This window comes from Paenibacillus oralis, from assembly GCF_003863965.1.
GTDB classification, from domain to species: domain Bacteria; phylum Bacillota; class Bacilli; order Paenibacillales; family Paenibacillaceae; genus Fontibacillus; species Fontibacillus oralis.
In genome coordinates, this window is record NZ_RRCN01000001.1 from 4235511 (window position 1) to 4248518 (window position 13008).

The 13008-nt window shown below is 48.6% G+C and carries 14 protein-coding genes; 5 read left to right on the forward strand and 9 right to left on the reverse strand.

Features of this window, described 5'->3' with window-relative positions; translation table 11 throughout:
- Positions 1-13 precede the first annotated feature (13 nt).
- The 4 genes from EHV15_RS18965 to erm all read left to right on the forward strand — a co-directional run bounded on the left by EHV15_RS18965 (position 14) and on the right by erm (position 5025).
- Entirely contained in the window at positions 14-604 is a 591-nt protein-coding gene (locus EHV15_RS18965) for an RNA polymerase sigma factor (protein WP_128632577.1), read from the forward strand.
- Positions 570-1772: a DUF4179 domain-containing protein gene (locus tag EHV15_RS18970; RefSeq protein ID WP_128632578.1), complete on the forward strand. Its 1203-nt coding sequence runs from the start codon at positions 570-572 to the stop codon at positions 1770-1772. Before EHV15_RS18965 ends, EHV15_RS18970 begins: the two co-directional genes overlap by 35 nt.
- A gap of 460 nt (positions 1773-2232) precedes the next feature.
- Positions 2233-3576 carry an MATE family efflux transporter gene (locus EHV15_RS18975; protein ID WP_425464480.1) on the forward strand — a complete coding sequence of 448 codons (1344 nt, stop codon included), beginning with the start codon at positions 2233-2235 and terminating at the stop codon, positions 3574-3576.
- Positions 3577-4176: 600 nt separating this feature from the next.
- Positions 4177-5025, forward strand: a complete 849-nt coding sequence (gene erm / locus EHV15_RS18980) for a 23S ribosomal RNA methyltransferase Erm (RefSeq protein ID WP_128632580.1) — start codon at positions 4177-4179, stop codon at positions 5023-5025.
- A gap of 66 nt (positions 5026-5091) precedes the next feature.
- Here erm and EHV15_RS18985 read toward each other — a convergent pair whose 3' ends face one another.
- The 3 genes from EHV15_RS18985 to EHV15_RS18995 all read right to left on the reverse strand — a co-directional run bounded on the left by EHV15_RS18985 (position 5092) and on the right by EHV15_RS18995 (position 6221).
- A complete protein-coding gene (locus EHV15_RS18985) occupies positions 5092-5595 on the reverse strand; it encodes a hypothetical protein (protein WP_128632581.1) in 504 nt (167 codons plus the stop codon).
- 117 nt (positions 5596-5712) lie between these two features.
- On the reverse strand, positions 5713-5928 hold the full coding sequence (locus EHV15_RS18990) for a helix-turn-helix domain-containing protein (RefSeq protein WP_036624288.1): 216 nt from the start codon (positions 5926-5928) through the stop codon (positions 5713-5715).
- Complete coding sequence (locus EHV15_RS18995; RefSeq protein ID WP_128632582.1) at positions 5880-6221, reverse strand: DUF1492 domain-containing protein; 342 nt, start codon at positions 6219-6221, stop codon at positions 5880-5882. Before EHV15_RS18995 ends, EHV15_RS18990 begins: the two co-directional genes overlap by 49 nt.
- Positions 6222-6405: 184 nt before the next feature.
- Here EHV15_RS18995 and EHV15_RS36565 point away from each other — a divergent pair, with 184 nt between their 5' ends.
- The gene (locus EHV15_RS36565) at positions 6406-6576 is read left to right on the forward strand and encodes a hypothetical protein (RefSeq protein WP_164815309.1); all 171 of its coding nucleotides are present in this window, start codon (positions 6406-6408) and stop codon (positions 6574-6576) included.
- A gap of 650 nt (positions 6577-7226) precedes the next feature.
- Here EHV15_RS36565 and EHV15_RS19000 read toward each other — a convergent pair.
- The 6 genes from EHV15_RS19000 to pepF form a co-directional block, all read right to left on the reverse strand.
- Positions 7227-7736, reverse strand: coding sequence for a hypothetical protein (locus EHV15_RS19000; RefSeq protein ID WP_128632583.1), 510 nt, complete (start codon positions 7734-7736; stop codon positions 7227-7229).
- Between the two features lie 145 nt (positions 7737-7881).
- Entirely contained in the window at positions 7882-8562 is a 681-nt protein-coding gene (locus EHV15_RS19005; RefSeq protein ID WP_128632584.1) for a phosphodiester glycosidase family protein, read from the reverse strand.
- A 231-nt stretch (positions 8563-8793) separates the two neighbouring features.
- Complete coding sequence (locus EHV15_RS19010) at positions 8794-9606, reverse strand: hypothetical protein (RefSeq protein WP_246061677.1); 813 nt, start codon at positions 9604-9606, stop codon at positions 8794-8796.
- Positions 9593-10630, reverse strand: coding sequence for a M42 family metallopeptidase (locus EHV15_RS19015; protein WP_128632585.1), 1038 nt, complete (start codon positions 10628-10630; stop codon positions 9593-9595). The genes EHV15_RS19010 and EHV15_RS19015 overlap by 14 nt, the downstream gene beginning before the upstream one ends.
- Positions 10631-10669: 39 nt before the next feature.
- Positions 10670-11044 (reverse strand): LapA family protein, encoded by a 375-nt coding sequence (locus EHV15_RS19020; RefSeq protein WP_128632586.1) that lies wholly within the window; start codon positions 11042-11044, stop codon positions 10670-10672.
- Positions 11045-11135: 91 nt separating this feature from the next.
- Positions 11136-12926, reverse strand: coding sequence for an oligoendopeptidase F (pepF, locus tag EHV15_RS19025; RefSeq protein ID WP_128635427.1), 1791 nt, complete (start codon positions 12924-12926; stop codon positions 11136-11138).
- Positions 12927-13008 lie beyond the last annotated feature (82 nt).

A 13008-nucleotide genomic window follows, 5' to 3' on the forward strand; every position in this document is an offset into this window, starting at 1 on the left:
GGAGGTGAGCTTTTTGCAACCAGTCATCCCCGGGGAAACGACGGATAGGCAAAAAATCGAAGCGCAGATTGAGCGCGTGAAAGCTGGAGACAAAGAGGCTTACGCTCCCATTATCCTCCAGTTTGAACGGCAGATGTATACGTATTGTTATTACATTTTGCGGAATCACGCGGAAACGGAGGACGCGGTTCAGGAGATTTTTATCAGGGCCTATATGAATCTTCATCAGTACAGCAATCAAGTTTCGTTTTCCGCCTGGCTGTACAAGGTAGCCTACCATCATTTGATCAATATGAAGAAGAAGCAGGGCCGGTTGTTGAAATTGATCGACCGCTGCCAGGAACAGCACCCGGTGCCGGAGATTTCCCCGCATCAGTCGGCGGTAGAGGAACTATTAACGTATCTGACGGCGGAGGAACGCCATATTCTGCTGCTCAAGTCGGTAGAACAATACCGTTTTGAGGAGATTGGCGAAGTGATGGGAATCAAGCCGGCGACCTTGCGCAAGAAGTACGAGCGTATACGCAAAAAGCTGATGGAAAAAGCAACTGAAAAAGGAGTGTTGGCCCATGGGACGTTTGCCGGATCGAGCGGAGCCCGCTGAAATGGAGGCGATCGAGCGAATGATTCGTCATTCGGCGATGCCGAAAACAAGCATGAGCGATGAAATTATGAACAAAATTGGAGAGATGAATATGAGCAGAACGAGAAAATACGCTGCAAACAAAGGAAAAGTGTGGAAACGGACCGTAGTCGCCGCTTCGGCCGCCGTTATTCTCGGAGGCGGGATCATCGGCTCGGGATTCGTGTCCCCGGCGATGGCGGAGGCTTTAAAGCAAGTTCCGGTGTTCGGTACGATTTTTAAGGGCACCACCGAAGAGGCTGTGAAGGCCGCGATGGATCAGGGAATCGTCAAAGCCCCGAACCTGAGCGTGACGCATGACGGGGTGACGCTGAAACTGAACGATCTACTGTATGACGGGACAAGACTGTCCTTTATGCTGGACCGGGAAGGCGTGGATCTTGAGGGGACAGCCTCCCCATACCGGAGAACAGAGGGGGTTATTGTGTATGGTGATGCGCCTAAGGTTGTTCCCGAGGAAAAGCAGGAGAAGGGCTACGTAAGTAATGTAGATGTCCTTATTAATGGTGAACCGGCACGATTTGGCGGGTTTGGGGATACTGGGAAACGTGAAAATGCGTACGAAGTCGAGATGTCGGTGGGCGAGAACCCGGAAGTGAACTGGGGCGACGAATTTGAATTGACGATTCGAGCCGAAGTAACGCGGATCGACGAGCCGTTTGAATTTAAAGTTCCGGTCAAAATCACGGACAATGCCATCTTACTGCAGCCAAATGCCACCAAAACCTACGAGGATTTCAGTTATACGGTAAAGCAGCTTAAGCTCACGCCTGTAACAGCCCAGTTGGTCATCGACAGCACCGGGAAGGTGCCGAGATCCGCGGAGCAAACCGGCGATTATATCGCCAGCATGATGTATTACGATATTGTCGACGATCAGGGCAACCTGCTGGACCAGAATAAGTTCGGATATTTCCATAGCGAGCCCAAAACCGAATATCATGTTGACGAGTTGTACAGCCCGTTTAACGGGACGCCGAAGTCAATTACCATCAAACCGTTTACCCTTACGGTAAATAAAAACGACTGGAGCGTTGTCGGACAGGGCAAAGACAGCAACGGAACTTACAGCCATGGCGACAAAACTTATATCAAAGAACTCGAAGTAACGATTCCGGTTGAGAAATAAGTGACGAATGGGGCGGTTCTCGGAGCGAAAGCTCGGAGAATCGCCACAACGGCTTCTAAGTGAGGGGGCGCGGGGAATTTTTCGTGAAGCGGCGAATTTGCTGATCACCGTGGGTATTCTCGCGTTGATTTTTGCCCTGTTCATCGCCTTTAGATGAGGAACTTTAAAAACGGAAGCTCCGGAGAGGTAAATGGGGATTAGTCCCTATTAATCTCTCTTTTTTTCAGATAAACGTGGAATTGGACGATTTCAGCGGGGAGCCTTTATTTATGATTGCTGATATAATATGGTGCGGACCATGTAAGACGATCCATAAAGCTGTGACTGATAGAACTCTTCGCGCTGAAGAGTCTTTTATTTTTTCTAAATATTTTTATGAAAAAGAAGTGATTACGTGGTTAACGCAGCCATCCGCGCCAAAACGCACCGTTTCTTGAACAAACATTTCTCCGCCGAATCGATGGCTTACCGGCAGATTATCGCCTTGATCATTCCGATCCTGATCGACCAGGCGTTTATCGTCGGACTCAATCTGGTCAACACGGCGATGATCAGCTCCTCCGGCGTCGCCGCGGTCAGCGCCGTCAATATGGTCGATTCGCTGAACATTTTTCTGATCAACGTTTTTGTCGGCGTCGCGACCGGGGGCACCGTCGTGGTGGCGCAGTACAAAGGAAACCGGAACGATCAAATGGTATCCAAATCGGCTGCCGGCTCGGTTTCTTCGGTATTTTTGCTGGCGCTGGCGATCAGCTTGCTGATTATTTTGCTTCATAATCCGACCTTGAACTTGCTGTTTGGTTCCGCGGAGGCCGATGTATTCAGTAACGCCAAAACATATCTGATCGGCAGCAGCGTTTCCTTTTGCGGGATTGCGATCGTCGAGGCGGTGTGCGGGGTGCTGCGGGGGATCGGGAGGTCGCGGGCATCGCTTTTTCTGTCGCTAATCATGAACTTATCTTACGTCCTGCTGAATTTCGTGTTCATTAATCTGGCCGATATGGGAGTGTTCGGGATGACCGTAGCCGTCAATGTTTCGCGGTATTTGGCCGCCGCCTGCGCGATTTATTATTTAGTCAGGGTGGACGCTTCCCTGCATATTCGGATCCGGGACATGTTGATGGCAAATTGGGGGATGCTGAAAAAAATCATGTCCATCGGCATGCCGTTTGCCGCGGAGCAGATGTTTTTTAACGGCGGGAAGATTCTGACGCAAATTTTTATCGTCAGCCTGGGAACTTACGCGATCGCCGCCAATGCGATCAGCTCGTCGCTGGCGGGCGTGGTGCAAATTCCGGCCAACGCCTTGTCGATCGCCATCGTCACCGTGGTGGGGCAATGCATCGGGCGGGGAGACGTCGGGGACGCCAAAAAATTGACGCGATCCTTCATCTGGCTATCGTCGGCCACGTTCATCGTCATGGGACTGATTATCCTGCCGCTGTTCCACCCGCTGGTGTCGCTGTTTCATCCGCCCGCCGAAATCGTAGGCGAAATCTTTACGATTATCCTGATCAACACGATCATGCAAATTCCGCTGTGGTCGATCAGTTTTATTACTCCGTCGGCCTTGCGGGCGGCGGGCGACGCCAAATATACTTCGGTCGTGTCGATGTTGTCCATGTGGCTGTTCCGCGTCGTGCTTGGCTACATTTTGGGCGTTGTTCTGCCGTTTGGCGTCATCGGCGTATGGCTGGCCATGAATATTGAATGGGGGATCCGGGGAGCCATCTTCCTGCGCCGGTTCTACGGGACTAAATGGCACCGGCACCGGCTGGTAGAGGCTGAGCCGGCGAAAATTTGATATTTGCTGGCTTCTATGCTATTCTTTCTCATATCTTAGTTGAACGGAGGGTTACGTGTGATAGATTTTTCCCGATAAGAAAAACGTGTGCTTATACGGTTTTCTTGACATTCTGCCTGTAGCGGAGTAATCGGGATTGGTCTGCCCATGCGGTAACCTGTCATTTGATATGCATCTGGAAAAGAAGCTTTCCCCAGCGAATCGCGGGGAGGTTTATTTTCCGCACCCGATTACGGCTTGCACAGGCAGAGAACTGCCTGTGTTTTTTTGTTGTCCAAAATGTGGATTTTTACGGAAAGGAGCATCACGTGTGATAAACGACAGACTGAACCGCCGCGAATTGAACAATTAAATGACGTTCAAGCGCTCTGCCTGCGAGGCGGAGCAACGGGTTCAGTCTGCCTTTTTTCTGCATACAATCTGTAACGGTTAGAAGAGAAGGTGGGGCATCTGCCTTCTTTTTTTTGCGTGCTTAAATGATCTTTTCCCGGCTGGGGAGGGATTGTTTTCGTTGCACATTCGGGCTTTTTTACGCGCTGACTCCCTTTGCTCCGGCCGCAGGCTGGGAAGCTGTGACGTTTTGCGAAGGGATGAGCGCAAGTGAGCCGAAAAAATAAAAAACCTAACCAAACCCGATTAAAACGAGGAGAACCTCCCAATGACTTGGGACAGCATTTGTTGCATAACCGGAAGCTCATTCGGGAGATCGTCGCCATGGCCGGTATTTCGGAAGGGGATACGGTGCTGGAGCTGGGGGCCGGCCAAGGAGCTTTAACGGCCGAGTTATGCCAAAAAGCCCAAAAGGTAGTGGCTGTCGAATACGACCCGGCCTTCGTCGAGATTTTACAACGGAAAATCGGGCATCACGCGAACATAAAGGTAATTCACCAGGATATCCTGAATATCCGTTTTCCGAAGGAAGCTTTTCTCGTCGTGTCCAATATCCCGTACTCCATCACGACCCCGATTCTAAAAAAATTATTGAGTCAGCCGGCAACGCCTCTGCAAAGGGCTGTCCTGGTCATGGAGAAGGGGGCGGCCAGGAGGTTTACGGGAAGACAGGTGAAAGACCCGTACGTATTGGCGTGGAAAATGTGGTTCGATTTCAAATTTATTCAGATCATCTCCAGGGACAATTTCGCTCCCCCGCCAAGCGTCGATTCGGCGCTGGTGCGGATAGACCGAAAACGCGAGCCGCTTGTGCCTTATCATGAACGCAGCGTTTTTCTGGGGCTTGCGGAAGCTGCGCTAAAATCTCCGTATGCTTCATTTGATGCCGTTTTAAGTGCCTTTTTCACCAAACCGCAATTAACGGTTTTGAGGCGAACATTAGGCATCGATGGCACGCGGACAGCGGTCGGAACCTTAACCGAAGCGCAATGGGCGACGGTCCACCACGCCTTGATCCGCTACGTCCCCCGCCACCGCTGGCCGAAACCGCGAAAATGATGGCCTAAGCGGAAGAAGCCTTAGTTGACTTTATGCCAACTGAGGCTTCTTTGTCTGGGAATGTAACTAATCGATGGATCCTAGCTTCCATTGGCCGCTTTTGTCCTTGACTAACCAATAATCTTCAGTGCGTTCAAAGACTTCACTTTCCATTCTGGCTTTTGTTTTGACTCTAACAATTAATCTATCATGGTCCTTTGTAATACCTTCTAAGGACTTAAAACAATAGTCTCTATCAAAAAAATACTCACGAATACCTTCGGAGTCCTCTCGGTAATATATTCTCCGAAGTGCCTGTTCATCCTTATTGGCCAAGGCTTCCAAAGTGGTTTTCATAAGGGACTTAATTTCTTCCGTGTACAACGGATCGTCCAAGGCGTCGAAGTCTACAAAAACACCGGTTTGAAAAGAGTCGTCATTTTCTACTTGCTGATTTTGAGAAGCGTTAGCCCCAATGAATTGAGTTTCGTTTTGCTCCTGAAGATGATCCTTATTGCTCTCATTTGAACACGATGTTAGTATCCCTAGTGTAACAATTACTGTTACAGAATATATAATCAATTTGTTCATGGATTTTTCCCCCATATTTTGCTTTTTATCTATATTGACGTTTGTAAGATGGAAAATGTCTCCTTGTTTTTTGCGAAATAGAAAGTAAAAAGTGTGTTTGTCAGGAATATGAGTAAATTAATCCGCTTTCATAAATAAATCTATCATTTCCACAACGATACTTTGAACCGCGTCTTCTTGTGGCATTTTCATATACATGCTAAGTTTGTAGATGTCATTCTTATAATATTCAATTAGTTTATACATCGCGGTCTGATCATGATTTCTTGCCAATTGCAACAGGTTCAGGAACTCATCTTCTGACATAGGTACTTCAAGGTTTTTCTTTTCCATTGATTTACCCCCTGTTGGCTTATATTCAATTCTTTAGCAACTTGAACTTCGGTTTTTTCGTTTATATAAATCTCGAAAATAATTTTCCTTCCGATGTCTGTAGGGATTGAGTTGATTAGATACTCTACATATAACTTACGATCCACTTCGTTTTGAAAGTTGGCTGCTCGGCTAACGTTTTCCGACTTTAAAGGTAATTCATGTTTAGAGGTTACTCTTGCCTTGTATTGAATCTTCCAAGCAATTCGTTTTAGTTCTCCTCTATAGTAATCCATAATCGTTTCTTTCTTCATACTAATCACCCCATATTTTAGAATTTTCTATAATATATGGCGATTCATAACTACATTTAACAAGTGAAAAGAATGGGCGTTTGAGACAGTTCAATAAAATATAACAAAATGTTCTTAAATTAGATATTGTATTTTCATCTCTCAAATTACCATATTTAAAAAAAAGTATGAAGGAGAGAGTTTTATGGATTATGAGGAATTTGCTTCATTCGTCACAAATGTTGGTTTTCCGGTCGCCATGTGTTTTATTTTGTTGAGGTATGTGCTTCAAACGATTGGAAAAAAGCTGGACAAGCTAGATTCATCACTTAATGAATTGTCTGATGCTATTAAATGTATTAAGCAGAAAGAATGAATCTCTATTAATAGTACAAAAAGCAACAAAGCCTTAGTTGGCTCTTATGCCAACAAGGCTTTGTTGTTAGAAATATCGATATGTTCATGTTGTTGACATGCCGAATATTATGGTTATTTTAATAAGGGAAGCAAGCTAAATTAAACCCACAACTTCCAAGACCGTTCTTGCCCTTGACTAAGCAATAATCTTCATTACGTTCAATGACTTCATTTTCAATTCTGGCTTTTGTTTTGACTTGAACAATTTAATCTATTATGGTCTTTCGTAATACCTTCCATAGACTCGAAATAATAATCTCTTTCTAAATAATCTTCAAGAATTGTTTCGGATGGCTTGGTGTAATATATACTTCGAAACGCCTGCTCGTCCTTATTGACCAAGGCTTCCAAGGTGGTTTTCATAAGGGACCTAATTCCCCAGTATACAATGGATCGCCCAAGGCATCAAAGTCTACAAAAATGCCAGTTTTAAACGAGTCGTTATTTTCTGCTTACTGATTTTGAGAAGTGTTTGTATCAGTGGTTTGAGTTTCGCTTGCTTCTGAACATGATCCTTATTGCGACATGATGTTAGTATTCCTAGAATAACAATTCCAGTTACAGTATAGATAACAAACCTCCTCATAAGTTAACCCCCATCCCGCAATCCTAATCAATCGCTCCAAGTACCCAGTGCCCTTCTTTATTTTTAATAAAGTAAAAAAATCCGTTAGGTGTCTCCCTGATTCCATGATCATCTTTGACTTTGCCTCTGACTTCAACAACAATTCTACCCGAACGATCTTGTTCGATAGTTCCCAAATAATCATAATAATAATCTTTACCAAATAAGTACATATAAGTATCAGCGGATTGCGTATCTCTAAAAACACTCCGATACGATTCTTCATCTTTATTGGCCATTGCTTCCAGGGTAGTTTTCAGCAATGTCTTAATTTCTGCATTGAATAATGAATTGTCAATGGCATCAAAGTCTATAACAACGCCGGTTTGAAACGAGTCGTTATTTTCTGTTTGCTGATTTTGAGAAGTATTTGTATCAATGGTTTGAGTTTCGTTTTGCTCCTGAACATGATCCTTGTTTTTCCCATTTGCACATGATGTAAGTATCCCTAGAGTAACAATTCCAGTAACCGTATAGAAAATCACCTTATTCATAAATTATCCTCCATATTTTCTTTATATAAATATAGACGTCTAAAATATGGAAAAGTTACCTTGTTTATATTGCAAATTTGAAAATGAGACCGCCGGCTACCAATAAGGTAAACCGGGGTCTCAATCTAGGGTATATTTATTGTATTTATTCGTTTCTTAATGCAACCATTTGATAAACTTCTCGCTCATCACCATACACTTTTTTCTCTTTGCACTTCATTTGTGAAGAACCACTGCCATCCAAGAATATCCCATTGACGAGCGTTCCTGAGCCGACCTTTTCCTTAATTGCGGTTCTAAATTCTGCGGCAGTACATTTTACATCAGTAACAATAAGCCAAATGTTATTAGTATTGTTGTATACAAGGCCAGTTCGAAATGCATTTCCGGTTCTATTCTGCATATTTTCTTTATCAGCCTGAGAAGCCCAGGTACTGTCACTGTTTAGAGACATGCTAATACCGCCTTGCGCCCAATATCTCGTTCGTTTAATGACGTGGAGATCAGCAGCGGACTTAACGATTTGTACGGAAAATTGACTTTCCGTAGCGTCCCAAACCAATGTACCGCGAGCAACCTTAACATTTTCATATCCACTTCCGTAATCATTTTTAGTCCCATTTACCGGTTTATCATTGTTTAAAGCAATTTGAAGTAAGTTTCCAGTATCAGGATCAAAATAACCACCATTAACACCATAGTAACTTTGACTGGGTACATTAGACGCACCAATATAATTAATCCAGATATTATTTGGGGAAGTTTTGATCGTGTGCAACTTAACTCCATTCGAAGCCGTGTAAGCAGCATATGTGTAATTTGCCATTTCAATCGCTCCTCAAATATTATTAGTGAGGAGATATTAGGGGGAATCAGCGGCTGTAGGTCATTCCCAAACCTGCAAACTCGCTGCCGTTTTCTCTCTCACCCATAAAGGTAAATTTAGGAGCGAAAATACAAGCAGTTGATATAAATTTCTAACTGAAAAATAAAAAAACAATTCTCCGGCAAAAATCCGTCGAATTGTCTTTTTGTTAATTCTATTTGTTTTATGCCATTACTGAATCGCAATAATCTGCCGCAGATCGCGCGAGTCGCCGTGGAGTTTGATCTCGGCGGCGTTCAGTTGCGAGGAGCCGTCGCCGTCGAGGAAGATGCCGTCCACGGCCGAGCTGGGGGCAATCGTCTCCTTGACGGCGGTACGGAAGGCCTCCGCCGTGCAACGGGTCGACGTGACGATCAGCCACAGCCGGCCCGCATCGTCGTAGACGAGGCCGGAGCGGAGGCGCTCCTCATCCGGGTAGGGCAGATGCTCGGCGTCCACGGCGGCCGCCCGCCATCCGGCATCGTCCCGCAGCTTCATGCTGACGCCGCCCTGGGCAAAATAGCGGCCGCGGTCGGTGACGCTAAGCTCGGCGGCGGCGGAGACGACCTGCACCGAAAAGCGGCCGGCCGCCGCGTCCCAAACGAGCGTGCCGCGCGCGTATTTGGCGTTGAACCAGCCGGAGCCGTAATCGCCGGCAGCGACTTGGACCGGCCGGTCATCGTTGACCGCGATGGACAAAACGGCGTCATTGTAAAAAAATCCGCCGTTAATTCCATATACGCGGTAATCTTCCAACGGCCGGTCCGCAGCCCGCAGCTCGATATGCTCCGGCGAAGCGGCCAGCGCGTGCAGCTTCACGCCGTTATCCGCAGCGGTTTCATAATAAGTGTAAGCATGGGGAAGGAGAAATCGGCTTCCCCACAAGAGCATCGCCAGGACGCCGAGGAAGATGACCGCCGCTGCAGCGGAGGCAGCGGCCCAGCGCCCGAGTCCACTGGGCGATCCCGGCCCTTTGGTTCTAGCCGCCCCGTTACTCGGCCACATAAGCGGCGAGCAGGCGGGTCGTGTTGATGACGGCCTGCTTGTGCGTCCGCTCCATGGCGTGCGATGCGTGCACGCCCGGACCGATCAACGCGGCGCGGATGTTGTTCCCGCCGCGCAGCGCCGCCGAGGCGTCCGAGCCGTAATGCGGGTAAATATCGACCGCGTGCGGTATTTCCAAGTCTCGGGCGAGCTCGATCAGCTTGCCGGTCATGTCGTAATCGTACGGCCCGCTGGAGTCTTTGGCGCAAATCGACACATCGGTCTCTTTGCAGCTTAAATCGTCGCCCATCGCGCCCATGTCCACGGCGATCATTTCGTTCACGCCGTCCGGAATCCACGCTGCGCCGTGCCCGACTTCCTCATAGTTGGAAATGAGGAAAACCAGATCATGGCGCGGCGTCCAGCCCTCGCGCCGGCTCGATTCCAGCAGGCCGAACAGGGCGGCCACGCTCGCCTTGTCGTCGAGGTGGCGGGACTTGATGTACCCGCTGGTTGTGATGACCGCGCGGGAATCGAAGGAAATAAAATCGCCGGCGGAGACGCCGAGCTTCAGTACGTCGTCTTTATTTTCCACTAGCTCGTCAATTCGCACCTCCATATTTTTCTCCTCGCGCTTGAAGTCGCGGGCGTCGGTGTAAACGTGGACGGAAGGCTGCGTCGACAAGATCGTCCCCGTGTAAACCTTGCCGCTGCGGGTGTGGATTTGGCAGTATTCGTTTTCGATGCTGTGCATCATAAATCCGCCGACCGAGGTGATCTTCAGCGTGCCGCGCTCGGTGATCGAACGGACCATGGCGCCCAAAGTATCGACGTGAGCGCTCAGCGCGATCCGCCGGGACGAGTCGCGGCCGGGCAGCGTCAGGAAGGCGCCGCCTTTTTCGTTTTGCGCGAAAGGGATGCCCAAAGCCTCCGCTTCACGCTGGATCAGACTCATAATGCCGCGCGTAAAACCGCTGGGGCTTGGCGTATCGAGCAGCGTTTTCAGAATGTTTAAAATATAGGTTTCATTGGGTTGAATCTTCATGGGAACCTCCTCAAAAATTAGGAACTCGCTGCCGCCGGATCATTGCTCGGACGAAGCTAAATCTTCCGCGGAAGGTTCCGGCTTGCCGGCGGAATTTTCGCTTTTGCCGGCCGCTTTCTTCCTTTTTTCGGGCTTTTCCGGTTCGGGGAAGGTGTAGCCGGTCGCTTCTTGGATATGTACAAGCTTGGCGTGCAAGCCTTTCACTTCCCGCTGCAGCCGGTATCCGCGGTAGATGCCAAACGAGCCGACGATGATGCCGCCAAGCAGCGTGCAACCGAGGATCAGTAAAATCAGCGGAAGGCTGACGGCGCCGAACAATAAATTAACCTGTACCGGGTTGACGTTGATAACGGCAAACACGGCGGTGATCAAGGCGAAAATAAGCGCTAAGATCAAGGACCATTGAATTCGCATGAGGTAACACCTCCTTTAAGTCAGTATAAAATCCCTTGCCCCAAGCGGGCAAGGGATTTTATGGAACCGGGCGGCCGCGCAGGGCGGGACGCTATTTCGTCAGTTGCTCCATTTGCTCGATGACGTCTTCGAACACGCTCATTGCTTCGCGAATCGGCTCCGGCGAGGACATGTCGACGCCGGCTTTTTTCAAAATATTAATCGAATAGTCGCTGCCGCCGCTCTTCAGGAACCCGAGGTAGCGGTCGACCGCCGGCTGGCCTTCCTCCAAAATCTGTTTGGAAAAGCTGGTCGCTGCAGAGAAGCCGGTCGCGTATTTATACACATAGAAGCTGGTGTAGAAATGGGGGATGCGCGCCCATTCCATTTCGATATCCTGGTCGACGGCCATGTCTTTGCCATGGTATTTTGCGTTCAAATCGTAATAAATGGAAGACAGCTCCTGCGGGGTCAGCGATTCGCCGGCTTCCGCCTTCTCGTGAACGATTTTCTCGAACTCGGCGAACATCGTCTGCCGGAACACGGTCGTCCGGAACTGGTCGGCATAATACGTCAGCAGGTACAGCTTTTGATTCGGATCGGTCGATTTTTTCAGCAAATAATCCATCAGCAGCGCCTCGTTGGTCGTCGAAGCGACCTCGGCCAGAAAAATCGTGTATTGGGCATCGCGGTACTTTAAAGCTTCGTCCGAAAAATGGGAATGCAGGGCATGGCCCATCTCGTGCGCGAGCGTAAACATGCTGTTCAGGTTGTCCTTGTGGTTCAGCAGCACGTAAGGGTGGGTGCCGTAAGCTCCCCAGCTGTAAGCCCCCGTCCGCTTGCCTTCGTTCTCGTACACGTCGATCCAGCGGTTTTCGAAGCCGGAACGAAGCGCTTTGAGGTAATCTTCGCCAAGCGGCTTCAGGCCATCCTCGACCATTTTTTTCGCTTCCTCATAGCTGATGTCCCATTTGTATTCCTCTACGAGCGGCGCAAACAGGTCGTACATATGCAGCTCATCGACGCCAAGCAGCTTCTTTCGCAGCTTCATGTAGCGGTGCAGCAGCGGGAGGCTTTCATGAATCGTGTCGATCAGGTTTGTGTACACTTCCTTCGGAATGTTGTCGCCATATAGGGACATTTCCAGCACGGAGGGGTATTTGCGCACCCGGGAATAAAACATGTTTTTGTTGATGTTGGCGGTTAAGGTGGCCGCGATCGTATTTTTTTGCTTGCGGTACGTTTCGTAAACGGCTTTAAACGCCCGCTCCCGCACTTCGCGATTCGGGTTTTCCAGGAACTGAATGTAGCTGCCGTGCGTCAACTCGACTTCGTTCCCGTTTTCGTCCTTGATTTTCGGGAACTTCATATCCGCATTGTTGATCATGCCAAAAATTTGCTGCGGCGCCTGCGACAGATTGCCGACCTGGGCGAGCAGCGCTTCTTCCGTTTTGCTCAGCACATGCGCTTTCTCGCGTTTGATTTCCTGCAGTGTGAATTTGTAATCCGCAAGCTCAGGATCGCTGATCAGACGGTCAAGCTCCTGTTCCGGCAGGGACAATATCTCCGGGGTGATGAACGACAGCGCTTCGTTGACTTCGACGCTCAGCTTTTTCGCTTTCTGCACAAGCGCCTGATATGTAGGGTTGGTCGTATCCTCATCGTGATGCAAGTGGGCGTAAACGTACAACCGTTCGATTTTTAAGGAAAGATCGTCTTCCAGCTCGAAAACGGCTTTGATATTTTGGGCATTGTTCAGTTTGCCTTCGAATTCGGCGGCTTTGCCTTTCAATGCCTTCAGTTCGTCATACGATTTGTCCCAAGAAGCCTGGCCGGAAAACAGATCCTCAAGCTTCCATGTATTCTCCTGTGATACTTCCGAGCGTTTCATTAAGGTGCTCATCGGAATCCTCCTTTGTTTTGGGTAAGGTGAAGCCGCGGGCTGGCCCGCAGCGGAGCCGCCCTGCAGCGTGGAAATCAGCAGG